At 70.8% G+C, this 18108-nt stretch carries 13 protein-coding genes; 7 read left to right on the top strand and 6 right to left on the bottom strand.

Translation table 11 applies throughout. From position 1 onward, the window contains the following. Positions 1-131: 131 nt before the first annotated feature. Positions 132-1217, bottom strand: a complete 1086-nt coding sequence (locus KIK09_RS17805; protein WP_214320319.1) for a TIGR03118 family protein — start codon at positions 1215-1217, stop codon at positions 132-134. A gap of 91 nt (positions 1218-1308) precedes the next feature. Between KIK09_RS17805 and ppgK the strand changes: the two genes are divergently transcribed. The 4 genes from ppgK (at position 1309) to KIK09_RS17785 (ending at position 7166) form a co-directional block, all read left to right on the top strand. Next, positions 1309-2022 (top strand): polyphosphate--glucose phosphotransferase, encoded by a 714-nt coding sequence (gene ppgK, locus KIK09_RS17800; RefSeq protein WP_214320318.1) that lies wholly within the window; start codon positions 1309-1311, stop codon positions 2020-2022. 238 nt (positions 2023-2260) lie between these two features. Then, on the top strand, positions 2261-6121 hold the full coding sequence (gene hrpA / locus KIK09_RS17795) for an ATP-dependent RNA helicase HrpA (protein ID WP_214320317.1): 3861 nt from the start codon (positions 2261-2263) through the stop codon (positions 6119-6121). After that, on the top strand, positions 6118-6513 hold the full coding sequence (locus KIK09_RS17790) for a DnaJ family domain-containing protein (protein ID WP_214320316.1): 396 nt from the start codon (positions 6118-6120) through the stop codon (positions 6511-6513). Before hrpA ends, KIK09_RS17790 begins: the two co-directional genes overlap by 4 nt. Further along, positions 6510-7166, top strand: a complete 657-nt coding sequence (locus KIK09_RS17785; RefSeq protein ID WP_250573226.1) for an HAD family hydrolase — start codon at positions 6510-6512, stop codon at positions 7164-7166. Before KIK09_RS17790 ends, KIK09_RS17785 begins: the two co-directional genes overlap by 4 nt. Here KIK09_RS17785 and KIK09_RS17780 read toward each other — a convergent pair. Beyond that, positions 7163-7456, bottom strand: a complete 294-nt coding sequence (locus KIK09_RS17780) for a hypothetical protein (RefSeq protein WP_214320314.1) — start codon at positions 7454-7456, stop codon at positions 7163-7165. The two genes, KIK09_RS17785 and KIK09_RS17780, sit on opposite strands and share 4 nt — an antisense overlap. 29 nt (positions 7457-7485) lie before the next feature. Continuing rightward, positions 7486-9219, bottom strand: a complete 1734-nt coding sequence (locus KIK09_RS17775) for an ABC transporter ATP-binding protein (protein WP_214320313.1) — start codon at positions 9217-9219, stop codon at positions 7486-7488. A gap of 70 nt (positions 9220-9289) precedes the next feature. Between KIK09_RS17775 and KIK09_RS17770 the strand changes: the two genes are divergently transcribed. Further along, positions 9290-9709, top strand: a complete 420-nt coding sequence (locus KIK09_RS17770; RefSeq protein ID WP_214320312.1) for a MarR family winged helix-turn-helix transcriptional regulator — start codon at positions 9290-9292, stop codon at positions 9707-9709. 218 nt (positions 9710-9927) lie between these two features. Here the strand turns inward: KIK09_RS17770 and KIK09_RS17765 are convergent, their stop codons facing one another. Both KIK09_RS17765 and KIK09_RS17760 read right to left on the bottom strand, forming a co-directional pair. Further along, a complete protein-coding gene (locus tag KIK09_RS17765; protein ID WP_214320311.1) occupies positions 9928-11241 on the bottom strand; it encodes an amidohydrolase family protein in 1314 nt (437 codons plus the stop codon). A gap of 60 nt (positions 11242-11301) precedes the next feature. Beyond that, on the bottom strand, positions 11302-12453 hold the full coding sequence (locus tag KIK09_RS17760) for a PucR family transcriptional regulator (protein WP_214320310.1): 1152 nt from the start codon (positions 12451-12453) through the stop codon (positions 11302-11304). Positions 12454-12553: 100 nt separating this feature from the next. Between KIK09_RS17760 and KIK09_RS17755 the strand changes: the two genes are divergently transcribed. Both KIK09_RS17755 and KIK09_RS17750 read left to right on the top strand, forming a co-directional pair. Beyond that, positions 12554-14632 carry a M6 family metalloprotease domain-containing protein gene (locus tag KIK09_RS17755; RefSeq protein WP_308164162.1) on the top strand — a complete coding sequence of 693 codons (2079 nt, stop codon included), beginning with the start codon at positions 12554-12556 and terminating at the stop codon, positions 14630-14632. Between the two features lie 69 nt (positions 14633-14701). Continuing rightward, the gene (locus tag KIK09_RS17750) at positions 14702-17230 is read left to right on the top strand and encodes a tetratricopeptide repeat protein (protein WP_214320309.1); all 2529 of its coding nucleotides are present in this window, start codon (positions 14702-14704) and stop codon (positions 17228-17230) included. Here the strand turns inward: KIK09_RS17750 and KIK09_RS17745 are convergent. Then, positions 17211-18083, bottom strand: coding sequence for a hypothetical protein (locus KIK09_RS17745; RefSeq protein ID WP_214320308.1), 873 nt, complete (start codon positions 18081-18083; stop codon positions 17211-17213). The two genes, KIK09_RS17750 and KIK09_RS17745, sit on opposite strands and share 20 nt — an antisense overlap. Between the last annotated feature and the right edge of the window lie 25 nt (positions 18084-18108).

The following is an 18108-nucleotide window of genomic DNA, read 5'->3' as shown; positions in this document are numbered from 1 at the left end:
TAACGGCGGGCCACCCCGCATCGCCTGAGGAGCGTCTCCCTGGACGGAGCCCGGCCGGAGTGCGGCGGGTGGCGGTGGGGCGGCCTGCCGTACAGGGCTCTGCTGTGTGACAGAGCCCATGAGGCGGAGAGCTAGTAGCCGCTGTTGTAGTTGTAGGAGGAGGTCGGCGAGGACGTGGGCGTGGGGGTGCCCGTGGAGGTGGCGCCGGCGGGGCGGATGAGGCCGAGGAGGCCGTGCTGGCCGCCCTCGATGCCGGCGGCGTACCACAGGGCGTTGTCGCCGCCGTTGGCGGCCGTGCCGGGCTCGAGGTCCCACAGCCCGGGCAGCATGATCGGGCGGCCGTCGGCGCCGCGCAGCGGGCCGAGGTGGCGGCCGTGGCGGTAGGCGTGGATCGTGCCGTCGCCGAAGTTGCCGATCAGCAGCGCCCCGCGCCACAGGCCGAAGCCGCGAGGCGCCGTCGTGATCGCCCACGGGGCGTTCAGCCCGCCCGTGATGCGCCCGGTCAGCTGGCCGTCGGCGTTGAAGCGGCTGACGACACCCGTGCCGGGCACCGCCTTGCCGGTGGCGGGGTCGTGCTTGGCGTAGGCGACCCAGATCGAGCCGTTGGCCACCGCCACGTTGAACGGGTGGAAGTGCTCCGGCACCGCGGGGTCCCTGAACTGCCAGCGCGACAGGCGGATGCGCTGGAAGTCCTCGTTGAAGGCGTGCACCCGGCCGCCCGCGAAGTCGGCGGCGAGCAGGAAGTCGCCGTCGTCGGTCTGCACCATGGCCAGGCCCTTGTAGTCGGCGCCTCTGGTGAACGCGGCGATGATCGCGTTCTTGGGGTCGGCCTCGGCGTTCCAGCCGGTGATCGCGCCGCTGGGGCTGGAGAAGATGAACGTTGCGGGCTTGCCCTTGACGGTGAAGCCCTCGCCGGGGTTGAACACCTGCCCGGTCGGGGAGCCGCCGGGGATGGCGACCTCGGCCTGCTCCTTCTTGCCCTGGCCCGAGTAGACCGTGGCGGTGCCCGTGCCGGTGTCGGAGACCCACAGGGTCTTGCCCATGGCCAGCCCCCACGGGTTGACCAGCTTGGGATCGGTGACGGCGGCCTTGCCCTTGACGTCGGAGACGAGGTTGACCACGTCGAATCGGGGTCTGGTGGCGGCCTCCGCGGGATCGGTGAGAATGGCTCCCGTAACGGCCGCGACAGCGCAGAACGTAATGATGCGTGCCCGCATCCGAGCCTCCTTGGTATGCGCTTGTGACGCGAGATACGCGTGGTGCGCGTGGGAGGTTCAGCCCGGCGAGGAACTGGGGAGGTGTCCGAATATGGAAGTTCTGGGCATCGATATCGGCGGTTCCGGGATCAAGGGCGCTCCCGTGGACGTCGCGTCGGGGGAGCTCACCCAGGAGCGGCTGCGCATTCCGACGCCTCAGCCCGCCAAGCCTGAACCCGTCGCCGAAGTGGTCGCGAAGATCGTCAAGCACTTCTCCTGGAGCGGTCCCGTCGGGGTGACCTTCCCCGGGGTGGTCATGGACGGCGTGGTCCGCACGGCACCCAACCTGCACGCCGCCTGGGTGGGCGTGGACGCGGGCAAGCTCTTCGACGGGGCCCGCGTGCTCAACGACGCCGACGCGGCGGGCATCGCCGAGGTCGCCTTCGGCAAGGGGCAGGGTGAGCGCGGCACGGTGCTGATGCTGACGTTCGGCACCGGGATCGGCAGCGCCCTGTTCATCGACGGCACGCTTGTGCCCAACACCGAGTTCGGCCACCTGGAGCTGCGCGGCAAGGAGGCCGAGCACCGCGCGTCCGACCGCGTCCGCGAGGAGCGCGGCCTGAGCTGGGACAAGTGGGCCGAAAAGGTGGAGGAGTACCTGCGCCACGTCGACATGCTCCTGTCGCCCTCGCTGATCATCATCGGGGGAGGCGTGAGCAAGAAGGCGGACAAGTTCCTGCCGCACGTCAAGGTCGACACCCGCGTCGTCCCCGCCGCCCTGCAGAACGAGGCCGGCATCATCGGCGCCGCCCTCGTCGCCGCCTGACCTTCACGCCTGGGAAATCCGGGAAATTCGGGGTTCGGGATGCAACCTCCCGGGCCCTGTAGGAGTCTCACTAGCGAGACCGTGATCGCCCATGGCGTAACTCTGGGGAGAGTGGGCCGGCTGTGGGCGATCACGGTCTCCTGCTCGCGGCGATATTGAGATGCGAAGCCGCGGGCCGCTGAGGCACGATGGGCCGTTGGCTCCGGGTGCGCGGGGCTCAAATATCCTTGAAAGCAGTATGGGAAGCTCTGCGTTGTCCTCTCCTCTCGCCGACCTCCAATCACGCCTGCCCGAGCTGATGCCGCGCGACCAGCGGCGGCTGCGGCGCAGGCTCGACGGCGTGCGCCGGGTCCGCTCCCGCGAGGCCCGTGACAAGATCGCCGCCGAGATCCTTGCCGACGTGGAGCGTGCCGAGCGGCGCCTGGAGAGCCGCCGCGCGGCCGTGCCGGCGGTGACGTATCCGGAGAACCTGCCGGTCTCGCAGCGCAAGGACGACCTGCTCGAGGCCATCCGCGACAACCAGGTCGTGATCATCGCGGGCGAGACCGGGTCCGGCAAGACCACCCAGATCCCCAAGATCTGCCTGGAGCTGGGCCGCGGGGTCCGCGGCCTCATCGGCCACACCCAGCCGCGCCGCATCGCCGCCCGCACCGTGGCCGAGCGCATCGCCGAGGAGCTCGGCACCCAGCTGGGCGAGGTCGTCGGCTACAAGGTCCGCTTCACCGACAAGGGCAGCGACCGCACGCTGGTCAAGCTGATGACCGACGGCATCCTGCTGGCCGAGCTGCAGAACGACCGGCTGCTCGAGCAGTACGACACGCTGATCATCGACGAGGCGCACGAGCGCAGCCTCAACATCGACTTCATCCTCGGCTACGTCAAGCAGCTCCTGCCGAAGCGCCCCGACCTCAAGGTGATCATCACCAGCGCCACGATCGACCCTGAGCGCTTCTCACGCCACTTCGGCGACGCCCCGATCGTCGAGGTCTCCGGCAGGACCTACCCCGTGGAGGTCCGCTACAGGCCGCTCGACGAGGACGACGACCAGACGGCCGGCATCGTGGACGCCTGCCGCGAGCTCGTCGGCGAGGGCCCGGGCGACATCCTGGTGTTCCTCAGCGGCGAGCGGGAGATCCGCGACGCCGCCGACGCGCTGGCCAAGGCCGACTTCCGCAACACCGAGGTGCTGCCGCTGTACGCCCGGCTGTCCAGCGCCGAGCAGCACCGCGTCTTCCAGACCCACACCGGCCGCCGCATCGTGCTGGCCACCAACGTGGCCGAGACGTCGCTGACCGTGCCGGGCATCAAGTACGTGGTCGACCCCGGCTACGCGCGCATCTCCCGCTACAGCCACCGCACCAAGGTGCAGCGCCTGCCCATCGAGGCGGTCTCGCAGGCCAGCGCCAACCAGCGCAAGGGCCGCTCAGGCCGTACCTCCGACGGCGTCTGCATCCGCCTGTACGAGGAGGAGGACTTCCTCAGCAGGCCGGAGTTCACCGACCCGGAGATCCTGCGCACCAACCTGGCCAGCGTCATCCTGCAGATGACCTCGATCGGGCTGGGCGACATCGAGGCGTTCCCGTTCGTCGAGCCGCCGGACAGGCGCCAGGTCCGCGACGGCGTCAACCTGCTGCACGAGCTGGGCGCCTTCGACGCCCACGGCAAGCTCACCCCGATCGGCCGCAAGCTCGCGGGCCTGCCGGTCGACCCCCGGCTGGGCCGGATGGTGCTGGAGGCCGAGCACAACGGCTGCCTGCGCGAGGTCATGGTGATCGCCGCCGCCCTGTCGATCCAGGACCCGCGCGAGCGCCCCGCCGACAAGCAGCAGCAGGCCGACGAGAAGCACCGCCGCTTCGCCGACCCCGAGTCGGACTTCCTGGCCTACCTCAACCTGTGGAACTACCTGCGCGACAAGCAGCAGGAGCTGTCCTCGAGCGCCTTCCGCCGCCTGTGCAAGGCCGAGTTCCTCAACTACCTGCGCGTCCGCGAATGGCAGGACATCTACAGCCAGATCCGGCAGACCCTGGGCGTCCAGCCGAACAGCACCCCTGCCGCGCCGCTCGCCGTGCACACCTCGCTGCTCGTCGGCCTGCTGTCGCACCTGGGCGTCAAGGACGTCATGGAGAAACGCTCCGGTGACGGCCGCCGCCCGATCCAGGAGTACATCGGCGCCCGCAACGCCCGCTTCGCGATCTTCCCCGGCTCGTCCCTGGCCAAGAAGCAGCCCCAGTGGGTCATGTCCGCCGAGCTGGTCGAGACCTCCCGCCTCTGGGCCCGCGTCAACGCCAAGATCGAGCCCGACTGGGTCGAGCCGCTGGCCCAGCACCTGATCAAACGCACCTACTCCGAGCCGCACTGGGAGAAGAACCAGGGCGCCGTCATCGCCTTGGAGAAGGTCACCCTGTACGGCGTGCCGCTCGTGGTCGGCAGGAAGGTCAACTACGGCAGGATCGACCCGGACCTGTCGCGCGAGCTGTTCATCCGGCACGCGCTCGTCGAGGGCGACTGGGACAGCCACCACGCCTTCCTCAAGGACAACCGCAAGCTCCTCGAGCAGGTCGAGGAGCTGGAGAACCGGGCCCGCCGCCGCGACATCATGGTCGACGACGAGGCCCTGTTCGACTTCTACGACCAGCGCGTGCCCGCCGACGTGGTCTCCGCCCGCCACTTCGACGCGTGGTGGAAGAAGGAGCAGGACAAGGCCCTGCTGACCTTCACCCCCGAGATGCTCGTCAACGAGAACGCGGACGTCAGCACCCAGGACTACCCCGACACCTGGCGCCAGCTCGGCCAGCGGATGAAGCTCACCTACCAGTTCGAGCCCGGCACCGACGCCGACGGCGTGACCGTGCACGTGCCGCTGCAGGTGCTCAACCAGGTCGGCGCCGACGGCTTCGACTGGCAGATCCCCGGCCTGCGCGAGGAACTGGTCACCGCGCTGATCAGGTCGCTGCCCAAGAACCTGCGGCGCAACTTCGTGCCCGCCCCCAACTTCGCCCGCCAGGTGCTGCAGAACGTGGGCAACCCCGACGGCCCGCTGCTCGAGACCGTCGAGCGCGAACTGCTGCGCCTGACCGGGGTGCGCGTCCCGCACGACGCCTGGCAGGTCGACCAGATCCCCGACCACCTGCGCATCACCTACCGGGTGATCGACGAGAAGAAGCGGACGGTCGCCGAGGACAAGGACCTGGCCGCGCTCAAGCGCCGCCTGGCCCCGCGCCTGCGTAAGACCCTGTCGGCCGCCGGGGACGACCTGGAGCAGTCGGGCCTGCACACCTGGAGCTTCGGCACGTTGCCCAAGGTGTTCGAGCAGGGGCGGATGAAGGGCTACCCGGCGCTGGTCGACGAGGGCTCCAGCGTCGGCGTGAAGATCTTCGAGACGGCGGCCGAGCAGCGGCGCGCGCACTGGCCCGGCACCCGCCGCCTGCTCCTGCTGAACGTCACCAACCCGGCCAAGTCGCTGCTCGGCGGCCTGTCCAACCAGGCCAAGCTGGCCCTGTCGCGCAGCCCGCACGGCGGCGCCGTGGCGCTGTTCGACGACGTGGTGAACGCCTCGGCCGACAAGCTGATGGCCGATGTGGGCGGCCCCGCCTGGGACCCGGTCTCCTTCGACCGGCTCTACCAGCACGTGCGCGCCGAGCTGTACGACACCGCGCGCGACGTGCTGGGCAAGGTGGAGCAGATCCTGTCCGTCTGGCACACGATCGGCACCCGGCTCGATGGGCTGCGGCCCGGCGCCTCCACCGATGACGTGCGCGACCAGCTGGGCAAGCTGGTCTACCCGGGCTTCGTCGCCGCGACGGGCGCCCGGCGGCTGCCCGACGTCTCCCGCTACCTGCGGGCCATCGACCGGCGCCTCGCCAAGCTCCCCGAGGAGCCGTGGCGGGACGTGGAGTGGATGGACCGCGTGCACGCCGTGGAGGACGCCTACCTCGACCTGCTCGACCGGCTTGCTCCGGCTCGCCGTACCGATCCCGACGTCACAGAGGTCAGGTGGATGATCGAGGAGCTGCGCGTGAGCTTCTTCGCCCAGACGCTCGGCACGCCGACGCCGGTCTCCGAGAAGCGGATCGCCAAGGCCATGGAGAGGCTCACATGACGGAACGCAAACCGCTCGGGATGAACTTCGAGACCTGGATCGACAGGCAGATCCGTGAGGCCACCGAGCGCGGCGAGTTCGACGACCTGCCGGGCGCGGGCAAGCCGCTGCCCAACCGCGGCGAGCTGAACGACGAGGACTGGTGGGTCAAGCAGAAGATCGCCGGCGAGGGGCTGAAGATGCCGCTGCCGCCCACGCTCCAGCTGCGCAAGGACGCCGACGAGGCGCTGGAGCTGGCGCGTAAGGCCAGGTCGGAGGCCGAGGTGCGGCAGATCGTGGAGGAGGTCAACGATAGGATCCGTCAGGCGATAAAGACTGGTTTGTCCGGTCCGCCGCTGAACCTCATGCCCTTCGACGTCGACCGCGTCGTGGCCGAATGGAGAGATCGTTGACGATCAAAGCCGTGGTGTTCGACGTCGGCGAGACGCTGATCGACGAGACGCGCATCTGGTCGCGCTGGGCCGACCGGCTGGGCGTGCCACGGCTGGCCTTCCTCGGCGTGCTCGGCGGCATGGCCGCGCTCGACCGCCCGCACAGGGAGACCTTCGAGATCCTGCGTCCCGGGTTCGACGTGGACGCCGACATCGAGCTCTGGGCCCGCGAGGAGCCCGGCAGCCTGCGCAACAACTTCGACGCCGACGACCTCTACGCCGACGTACGGCCGGCCTTCGAGGAGCTTCGTACGGCCGGCTACCAGGTGATCGTGGCCGGCAACCAGCCCACCACGGCCTACGACGCGCTGGTGGCGATGGACCTGCCCGCGGACTCGATCCACACCTCCGACGGCTGGGGCGTGGCCAAGCCGGAGCCCGGCTTCTTCGCCAAGGTGGCGGCGGTCGCGGGCCGCGAGCCCGCGGAGATCCTCTACGTGGGCGACCGCCTCGACAACGACGTCCTTCCCGCCGGGGAAGCGGGCATGCGCACGGCCATGCTGCGCCGCGGCCCCTGGGGCTACCTGCACGCGCTGCGGCCCGAGGCGGCCAAGGCGGACGTCGTCCTCGACGACCTGCGCGCCCTGCTGCCCTACCTGCGCGAGAACCCCTAGTACTCCTCGTCCGGATCCACCCGGACGGCCCGCTCCTCGGCGGACAGGTCCTCCCCGGCCTCATCCCCCCAGTCCTCGGCGAAGTCCTCGCCGTCGCTCGTCAGCCGATGCTCCTCCCGGGGCTCCCGCTCCCTTTCGGGCGCCTCCCGCCACAGCCGCTCGCCGATGCTGTCACGGTGCTCGGGATCGTCCGCGGCAATCTCATGATCAAGCCCGAGATCGTCGTTCCACCCCTCGACCTCGATCTCCTGCTCATCACTGAGCCCATACCGTTCCGGCCTCTCACTCATACGCGCCCCCTACCCCTGACCAGGGCGTTCTATACGAGTTCGAGGGGGCGGTCGCGGGTGGTGAGGGTGGTGTAGTGGCCGTTGAGGGGCAGCAGGGTGTCGTGGGTGCCGCGTTCGACGATGCGGCCGTGGTCCAGGACGATGATCTGGTCGGCGTCCCTGATCGTCGACAGGCGGTGGGCGATGGTGATCGTGGTGCGGCCCCGCGCCAGGGTGTCGAGCGCTTGCTGGACCGCGCGTTCCGTCTGGGTGTCCAGGGCGCTGGTGGCCTCGTCGAGGATGAGGACGGGCGGGTTGCGCAGGAGGGTGCGGGCGATGGCCAGGCGTTGCTTCTCGCCGCCCGAGAAGCGGTAGCCGCGCTCGCCGACCAGGGTGTCGTAGCCGTCGGGCAGTGAGACGATGTGGTCGTGGATGCGGGCCGCCCTGGCGGCCTCGACGAGTTCGTCGTCGGTGGCCTCCGGCTTGGCGAAGCGGAGGTTGTCGGCGATCGAGGCGTGGAAGAGATAGGTCTCCTGCGACACCACGCCGACCGTGTCGGCCAGCGACTCGAACGTCAGGTCCCGCACGTCGGCGCCGTCGATGGTGACGCGCCCGCCGGTCACGTCGTAGAGGCGGGGGAGCAGGTAGCTCAGCGTGGTCTTGCCGGACCCGGTCTCGCCCACCACCGCCAGGGAGGTGCCCGCGGGTACGTCAACCGAGATGCCAGTCAACGTGGGGGCCTCGCCGTACGAGAAGTCGACCTGGTCGAAGCGGACGTGGCCGCGCGGCGACTCCAGCGCGCGGGCGCCGGGGCGGATGTCGACGGGCAGGTCGAGGTATTCGAAGATGCGGCCGAACAGGGCGAGCGAACTCTGCACCTCCACCCCGAGCCGCAGCAGCGACACCGCGGGACGGAAGAGGGAGACCTGCAGCGTGGTGAAGGCGACGAGCGTGCCGACCGAGATCGCGCCGGTGTAGCCGACCGCCCAGTAGATCAGCGCCGGCATCGCGGCCATGATGATCTGGATCGACGACTGCCGCCACCGCCCGGCCATGCTTGAGCGCACCTCGAGGTCCGCCAGGTCGTCGGAGGCCGTGCCGAAGCGGGCGGTGAGTTCGGGGGAGCGGCCCATGGTGCGCCCGAGCAGGACGCCGCTGATCGACAGCGACTCCGTCACCATGGACGACAGCCCGGCCAGCTTGCGCTGCCGCTCGGCGGTGATCCGGCGGCGCTCCTTGCCGACCTTCCTGCTGATCCACACGAACAGCGGCAGCAGGAGCAGCGACACCACGGTCAGCCGCCAGTCGAGCGCCACCATGGCCACGATCGAGGCGACGACGGTGGTGAGGTTCGAGACGATGGAGGTGGCGGTGGAGGTGACCACCGACTGCATGCCGCCGATGTCGTTGGCGATGCGCGACTGCACCTCGCCGGTCTTGGTGCGGGTGAAGAAGGCCAGCGACATGCGCTGCAGGTGGGAGTAGACGGCGGTGCGCAGGTCGTGCATGACCCGCTGCCCGACCGTGGTGGAGATCAGCGTCTGCAGCACGTCGAACACGCTCGTGGTCACCGCGACCGCGATCATGCCGAGCGCCAGCAGGGTCAGCAGCAGCGCGTCGTGCGTCGGGATCGCCACGTCGAGCACCTCGCGCAGCAGGAACGGCGAGGCGAGCGAGACCAGCGACGACAGCAGGATGAGTGTGCCCACCAGGGCCAGGCGGCCGCGGTAGGCGTGGAAGAGCCGGATGATGCGCCCGAGCGGCGCGCGGGGTTCCTCTGCCAAGTAAAGCTCCTTTCAGATGTTCCCTCCAACAGAGGTTAGCTCATATTTGTTCCCGCTAAACTGTGTGGTCATGGAGGACGTGGAGCTGTCGGAGCTCCTGCATCGGGTCAGCCGCAGGCTGCGCTACGGCTACAAGCAGCGCCTGGAGCCGCTCGGGCTCAACCCAGGCCAGGCACGGGCGCTGCGCGCGCTGGCCGAGGCCGACGGGCCGCTGCGCATGGTGCGCCTGGCCGAGCAGCTGCGGATCGTGCCGCGCTCGCTCACGCCGGTGGTCGACGCGCTGGAGGAGTCCGGGCTCGTGCGCCGCCAGACCGATCCGTCCAACCGCCGCTCGACGCTGGTGGTCCTCACCCCGGAAGGGCAGGCGCTGCACGAGCGCGCCCGCGAGGCCCGCCGCCGCGCCGGCCAGGAGCTGTTCGCGGTCCTGTCCGACGAGGAGCGCGCCCACCTCACCCACCTCCTCGGCACAGTCGACGCCCAGCCCTCCTGACCTCGCACAGACCCCGCACGGGCAGGCCAGAGCCACCGCTCGACCGCCGTCGGACCGTCCTTGTACGGCGGGCCAGGGCTGCCGCTCGACCGCCGTCGGTGCCGTCTCTGTAAGGCGGGCCAGGGCCACCGCTCGACCGCCATCGGGCCGTCCTTGTACGGCGGGCCAGGGCCACCGCTCGGCCGCCGTCGGGCCGTCCTTGTACGGCGGGGCCGTGGCTACGGCTCGATGCCGCCGATGACGATGCCCAGGCATGGGGCGTCGTCCAGGAGGGAGGCGTAGGGATAGCGGCCGCCGGCGGCGAAGACGGCCAGGTCGGCGCGGCTGCCGGGACCCAGGGTGCCGATCCGCCCGGCCCCCTCGGCCAGGCCCAGCGCTCTGGCGCCTCCCAGCGTGGCCGCCTCGACGAGCTTCCTGTCCAGCCCGCGCGGCCGAGGCGTGCGCCCTCGCGCCTGCGCGAGCACCGTACGGGCCTGGGCCAGCGGGTCGCCGATGCCGCCCGAGCCGAGGGCCACCAGGTTCCCCTCCTCCAGCAGGGTCAGCGCATCGTCGGGCGGCGGCGGGCGCAGGGCGACCGCGGTGTGGCGCAGCCTCAGCAGTTTCCGCTCGCCGGGGTCGAGGGAACGCGAGCAGGTGGCATGGCAGTGCGCGCCCAGGATGCCCGCCTCGTCGAGCGCCGCCAGGGAGTGCGCGTCCAGGTCCACCAGGAGCCGCAGCCCGAACGTCCTGGCCAGCACCGCCACGTCCTCCAGCACCTGGAGGTCGCGGGAGTGCACGGCGACGCCGATCACGCTGGGCCGCTCGACCTCCCGGATCGCGGTGATCAGCAGGTCGCGGTCACGCTCGTCCCACTCGTCCACGCCAGGACTGGTCACCGGCACGTACCCGAAATCCGGCACCCGCCCGGCCTCTCCTGGCTCCCCGACGACCCCCGCCCGAGTCGTCACCCCGAATCCCGGGACGACGCCCGCCGTCCCGGAAAGGCCCGAGAAGACGCCATCGCCGGACGCACCAGACGTGGTCGATCTGAACTCGGGGGCGCCGCGGGGTGGCTGAGGCGACCGGGTACCCGGCCCCGAGGTGCCGTGCGGCGTTCCCCCCGACGTGGTGCGCGGCCCGGCCGGTGGCGTGCCGTACTGCCCAGCGCCGTCATGCCCAGGGCCGTACTGCCCAGCGCCGTCATGCCCAGGGCTGTCATGCCCAGGGCTGTCATGCCCAGGGCTGTCATGCCCAGCGCTGGAAGGCGCGTGCGAGGGGCGGGATCCAGGCGCGTCCGGGTGGCGGCCGGTGGCGTAGGTGTCGATCAGGCCGGGCAGGAGGGTGCCGGGCCAGCGGCGCTCCCGGGTGACCGCGAAGAGCCCGAGGAGCTCCGCCCGCGGCCCCACCCGCAGCACCCGATCGCCCCTGACCGCGACGGCCCCGTCACGCAGCGGTTCCCCCCGGATCGGCAGCACCAGCGGGGCCGAGTGGATCACGACGGGCGCGGGCGCGCGCCGGCCCAGGAACGGCCCGGCACGTGTCGCGAACGGCATCAAATCTCCCGTCGGATCTTCCCTTTCCGGCATTAAACGTGAGCCCGAGCGGCCACGCAATCACGCTCCCGCACGCGTGTCCCTGGGGCGGTAGCGACCGGAGAGGCGGGCGAGTTTCAGGCTCAGGTGCAGCGCGAGCCGTTCCCCGCCGTCCTTCAGGTCGGTGGCGGCGAGCTCCTCGACCCGCTGCAGCCGGTAGTACAGCGAGCTCCTGTGCAGCCGCAGCGCCCGCGAGGTGGCCACCGCGCTGCCCGCCAGGTCCAGGTAGGTCTCCAGCGTCTCGAGCAGCGTCAGGTGCTGCTCGTTGGCCAGCAGGGTCTCGAGCCCGGGATGCAGCTCGTCGTGCGGCACCCGGGTCAGCAGCCGGTAGACGCTGAGCCGCGCCCACTCCACCGAGGCCCCGAGCCCCGGCACGCGCGCGGCCACCTCCGCCGCGTGCAGCGCCTCGGTGTAGGACCCGGCGGCCTCGGCCAGCGACGGCCTGGACCGGCCCGCGCCCACCACGACGGGCACACCCATGGCGGCATGCACCTCCTCCATCGGCATCCCGCCGCCCGCCACCAGCAGCACCCCGTGGTCGTAGCGGACCAGATGCAGCGTGTGCTGCCCGCTGAGCCGCCGCCGCAACGCCAGCAGCCCCTGCTCGAGCGCCATCCTGACCGGCTCGCCCGGCGCGTCCACGGGCCTCGCCACCAGTACGGTGACCGGCTGCGCCTGCGGGAAGGCGCCGGCCTCGATCAGCTGCCGTGCCGCCTCCTGCTCGCCCAGCAGGACCCCGGTGACGGCCTCCAGCTCCCGGTGCGAGGCGAGGCTGCCGGCCAGGCTCTCGTGGAACAGCGCGAGCGCCAGCGCGGGCACCGCCTCGGCCGCGGTCGCGACGTCCGCCGCGCTCATGACGGGCGTGTCGATGAACCACAGGAACCCGAGCAGCGCCGAGTCGTGCCGGATCGGCACGCATACCCGCGGCAGCAGCCCCAGGTGGGCGGCCCCCGGAGTGCGCAGCGGCCCGGCGGCGTCGTGGATGCCGGCGTCCCGCAGCCAGGCGCGCACCTCGGGCGTGGTGTGCCTGCGCAGGATCGAGTCGCGGCGGATGTCGTCCATGGCCCCGCTCTGCTCGCTGTAGGCCACGACCCGCTGGAGCCGGTCCTCCAGCAGCAGCGGCCGGTCGAGCCTGGCCGCCAGCTCGTCCACGATCCGCTGAAGATCCGCCAAAGCTCACCTGGACGTTTCGACATATGCCGGAAATAAATCCACAGCTCTTCCCTACAACTGCCCGATGATCTCCGTCAACATCGTCTATACCGTCCAATGCGTGAATGCCCCGAAGAAGCTGCTTTTGGGGTTACTGACGGCGATCGTCGCGATCCCGACGAGCCTGATGACAGCCCCCGCTTCCGCAGCATCCCCCGACGATCCGAAGTATCCCTGGCGGCAGGACCACTGGCCGCAGACCCAGCCGTGGCAGCAGGACGGCCCTGATGAGGCCCAGACCCTGCGAGCCCGCCCCGTGGGCGACATCAAGCCCATCGACCCCCAGAACTGGGAGAATCCCGACCACATGACGTGGGACGACTACAAGCGCGTCCCCGGCACCACCTGGAACGACCCCGGCGCCAAGGGTTCCAAGCGCACCTTCAAGGGCGCGCTGGTCCTGCTCGACTACCCGGACCAGCAGTTCGTGGCGACCCAGCCCAAGGGCTCGACGATCTACAAGAACCCCAGCGTCGAGGCCCACGACATCCCGCGTGACCAGGTGGCCAAGTTCTACCAGGACTTCCTCAACACCCCGAACGCGCTCAACAAGGGCCACACCATCCACGAGTACTGGATGGAGGACTCAGGCGGGCGCTTCGGCGTCGAGCTGACCGGCTTCGGCCCGTACACGGTGCCGGGCAAGAGGCACGAGTACGCCATGGAGTTCCAGGGCGGCACCGGATGCCCGGCGGGCGACTCCTGCAACAAGAACCTGCGCGTCGACGGGCACAACGCCTGGGAGGCCGCGGTCGGTCCCGACAAGCTCAAGGAGTTCGACTTCGTCTTCTACCTGAGCGCGGGCCAGGACGAGTCGTCCACCTGGCAGGAGTTCGGGATGATGAAGTTCCCCACCAAGGAGGACGTGACCGACGATTGGGGCCCGCCCGACCCCAGCCTGCCCAACTGGGTCAAGACCCGCTACGTCGACTGGACCTCCTGGCAGGCCGGATCCAACTTCTGGCCCAACGCCAACATCGGCGTCGACTCCGTCCAGGCCGAGAGCTCAGGCATGGCGGTCTACGCCCACGAGTTCAGCCACATCGTGGGCATCCTGGACAACTACAACAACCCCTACTCCATCCCCGCCAGACGCGACTACACCGGTCCGTGGGAGATGCTCAGCCGAGGCAGCTTCAACGGCCCCGGCGGCCCGCACTCGCGCTGGCTCATCCCGCCCACCTCGGGCGCGTCGATGGGCGCTCAGCACATGCTGCGCAACAAGGTCAAGCTGGGGATCGTCGACCCGCAGAACGTGCTGAACCTCACCAGGGAGGGCCTGACCCACTCGGGCCTGATCACGGCCAAGGTGATCTCCCGCGAGACGCTGCCGGGCAGCACGGACCTGTCGGGCATCAACATCGTGATGAACGGCGGCGACAAGAGCCCGGCGTGTGACGTCAAGACCGACCCGATGTGCGACGGCGGCGGCTACCAGAACTACACGGTCGAGGTCGTGGACCGGGTCGGCACCGACTCCTTCACCCCCGATTCCGGCGTCCTGCTGTCCAAGACCAAGGACAAGGACACCGCCCCGTTCGAGTGGGTGATCGACGCCAACCCGCAGAACATCAACATGACCGACTACGTCCTGCCCGACGGCACCAAGGTGCCGATCACGATCGGCGACTACCGGCAGCTGTCCGACGCCCTGTTCCACGCGGGCACCGGCTCCGGCAGCCAGTACGAGTACGAGGACACGGCCAACCGCCTGCACTTCTACATCCTCGACGTCAAGCGCGACCGCAAGGGCACGCTGACGTACACGGTCGCGGTCCGCTCCCTGGACGGCGCGGGCACGCAGCGCCGCGGCGTCCGCGTCCTGCCGGGGGTCGGGATCCCTGCCGGGAACGGGGTCTCGACCTGCAAGTTCCCGGTCTTCAACACCGGACAGAAGGTGTCGGATCCGCGGGCCAGCGGTGATGTCTACCGCCTCAAGACCGAGGTCCAGGGCAACGGCTGGACGACTCAGCTGCCCAACGAGCTGTCGGCGATCCAAGCGGGCGACCAGTCGCTCGTCACGGTGAACGCGATCCGCGCCGCGGGTGGCGACCGCCTGGCCAAGGTCAAGCTCACCGCCACCTCGGAGAGCGACCCCACCAGGACGGCCACCGCCACCTGTCAGGTGATCGGCCTTTAGGTGAATGATGGGGTACGGCTGGCGCGAGCCGTACCCCATCGCGTTGAATCACCCCAGAGGGGGTGTTCATTGACAGGCCCGCTGTCACCGCCGGAGGAACCGAAGCGCCGGCGGAGGGGGATCCCGCTGGCCGCGCCCGTCGCCGCGGGGATCGCCGCGGCCGCCGCGAGCGTGCTGGCCGCGCTGGTCGACTGGGACGTGCCGCCGCTGGCCAAGGTCGGGCTGACCGCCGGGGCCGCGCTGCTGGTGGGCCTGACGACCTGGGCCACCACCGGCAAGCAGGACCAGCCGGCCATCACCGCGGGCGAGGCGCAGTGGCGCCCGCCCGACCAGTGGCCGCCCGCGCCCGAGCACTTCACCGGCCGCGTCGACGACCTCGCCGAGCTGCGCCAGGTGTTCACCGCCCGCAGGAAGGCCAAGGACCTCGGCCCGTCGCTGGTCGTCTCGGTGTACGGCAGGGGCGGCATCGGCAAGTCGGCGCTGCTGGCCCGCTTCGCCCAGGAGGCCGCGCAGTGGTTCCCCGACGGCCGCCTGTACGCCAACCTGCGCGGCGGCGTCGACGCCGAGGTGCGGCCTGAGGAGGTGCTGATCGGCTTCCTGCGGGCGCTCGGCGTCCGCCTGACCACCGATCCCGGCGGGCTGGACGAGTTACGCAAGCTCTGGCTGACCTGGACCAAGGGCCGCAGGATCCTCATCGGCCTGGACAACGCCCACACCGCCCAGCAGGTCAAACCGCTCATCCCCGCCGAACCCGGCTGCGCCGTGCTCGTCTCCTCGCGCCAGCCGCTGTTCCTGGGCGCCACCTTCGACAAGCAGCTCGGCCAGTTCAGCGAGGCGCAGGGCGTGGAGCTGCTGGCCAGGCTGGCGGGCGGCGAGCGCGTCGTGGACGACCTGGCCTCGGCCAAGCAGATCGTGGCGCTGTGCGACAACCTGCCCCTGGCGATCAGCATCTGCGGCGGCCGACTGGCCACCCGCGAGCAGTGGACACTGCGCGAGATGGCCGGCCGCCTCAGCGACGAGCGTCGCCGGCTGGACCAGCTGGAGCTCGGCCCCACCCTGGACAAGAGTGTGCGCGCCTCGGTGCAGCTCAGCTACGACGACTGCACCGGCATGCAGCGCCGCCTGCTGCGCCTGCTGTCCTCGCTCACCTCGCCCGACGTGCCCGGCTGGGTGGCGGGCGAGCTGCTCGACATCTCCGTCCTGGACGGCGGCGACCAGCTCGAGGCGCTCATCGACGCCCAGCTTGCCGAGTCGTCCGGCACCGACCAGACCGGCACGATCCGCTACCGCCTGCACGACCTGGTCCGCGTCTTCGCCGCCGAGCTGACCCAGGAGGACGAGCCCCGCCGCCGCGCCGCGATCGAGCGGGTCCTGTACGGCTACCGCCGCCGCGCCGAGGAAGCCGCCCAGGAACGCTGGCCGCAGGACTGGAGCAGGGGCGGCCACCGCTCGACCGGCGCCGGCCAGGTGCACGCGGGCGACTGGCTCAACGCCGAACGCCTGTCGCTGATCGCGATGGTCTCCCTGGCCAGCCAGCTCCAGCTGTGGGACCTGACCTGGGGCCTGGCCAGGGCGTTCTGCTCGCTGTGCCACTCGCTGCGCGCCTACTGGAGTGACTGGGCGGCGGTCGCCGAGCTGGGCTGCCAGGCCGCCGAGCGCTCCGGCGACCGCCGTGCCCTGGGCATCTCGCTGATGGACCGCGCCGCCGTACAGGGCGGGCTGGGCAGGCGCGCGGCGGCCCGCGCTGACGCCGAGCGGGCGCTGGAGCTGTTCACCGGGCTGGGCGAGTCGTGGTGGGCGGCCAGGGCGATGCGCACGGTCGGCATGAGCCTGTTCAGCGACGGGCACCTGGACAGGGCGCAGGAGTTCCTCATCGGCGCGATCACCGCGTTCAAGGGCGAGGACGACCTGTGGTGGCTGGCCCGCACGCAGCGCAACCTGGCCGAGATGCGCCTGGCCGAGCGCCGCCCGGAGGAGGCGCGCGAGCTGCTCGAGGACGCCCTGGAGGTGTTCAAGCGCGACGGCAACCGCTACTCCGAGGCGCAGACGCTGCGCGCCTACGGCGAGGTGATCGCCGCCCAGGCGCGCGGGCAGAGCCGCGAGGGCGACCACCGGGAGGCCATGGCCGGCTTCGCCAAGGCGGGCCACAACCTCAACCGCGCCGCCGAGATGTTCAGGCAGCGTGGCGAGCTGTGGGAGGAGGCACGCTGCCTGCGCGCCGCCGGCGAGGTCGGCGATCCGTCCAACGGCCTGCGCGAGCTGGAGATGGTACGGCGGGCCGAGGAGATCCTGGCGGCCCTGGGCGACTCGTGGGGCGTGGCCCGCACCGCGCTGTCGACCGGGCGGGCGCTGGCCAGGCTCGGCCGGATCGAGGAGTCGGAGCGGGAGCTGCGGCGTGCCGTACAGGCCTTCGAGGAGCTGGACGACCGCTGGTGGATGGCGCTGAGCCTGCGCTACCTGGGCGAGGCGCACCTGGACACCGGCGGCTCCGGGGCCGCCGTGGAGCCGCTCGAGCAGGCCAGGGAGATCTACCGCAGCCTGGGCAACGAGGCGGGCATGCGGCGCACCCTGGAGCTGCTCAGGAGAGCGGGTTCCTGAGCAGCTCGCCGGCCGTCTCCCTGGCCCGCGCGATGCTCTCCTCGAACAGCCTGCGGGCGCCGGCCGCCTGCTCGGCCAGCTCCTTGATGTGCGCCCGCGCCAGGTCGTCGCGGAGCGTGTCGGCGACCAGCGCCTGGTATTCGGGCGTCCGCGCGACCAGCGCGTCCAGCCGCTGGTGGGCGTGGAAGACCCGGTCGGCCCGCTGCACCTGCTTGGCGTAGCGCTCGAGCTGGCGCACCCGCTTCGACAGCGACGTCCAGGCGGCGTCCAGCGCGGAGGTGTACGGCCTGAACGCCTCCTCCATCCCCGACGGGACGTTGCGCGGGACGAGCCGGGAGTGCTCGGCGTGCATCCGCGACAGGTTCGTCAGGCGCTGGGCGATCTGCCACACCTCCTCGGGCAGCGTCACCTGGTTGTTGATCGTGTCGATGAAACCCGCCCTGTTCACCTGCGAGGACAGGATGATCTCCACCGCGTCCTGCGCCCGGCGCAGCAGCATCTGGCAGGGGTGGTCCAGATCCTCGGGCAGCACGTAGTGGGCCGCGTAGTCGTAGGCCAGCTTCAGCCGCCGCCTGGCCGACCGGTTGGCCGCGTCGACGGAGGCCCACCTGCCCGCCATGAACAGCGCCACCACGATCGAGATGACCATGGGGCCCGGCCCGCCGGTGGCGAACCACAGCACGACCATGAAGCCGAGCACCGCCAAGGGCAGGGTGGGGCTGTAGGTGCGCTCGATCCTTCTGCCTGTCCTGGCCATCCTGAGCAGGTGCGGAGCGGCCCGCAGCTCGAAGACGACGTCGGACGGCAGTGATGGATCGATCACCAGCGCGGGAGGCAGAAGGCGTGGACCCATACGTTCATGCTGCGTTATGAACCTC

The sequence above is a fragment of the Nonomuraea sediminis genome, from assembly GCF_018531495.1.
GTDB lineage: Bacteria > Actinomycetota > Actinomycetes > Streptosporangiales > Streptosporangiaceae > Nonomuraea > Nonomuraea sediminis.
The sequence above is the reverse complement of the archived record's forward strand: the minus strand, read 5'-3'. Positions and strand labels throughout refer to the sequence as shown.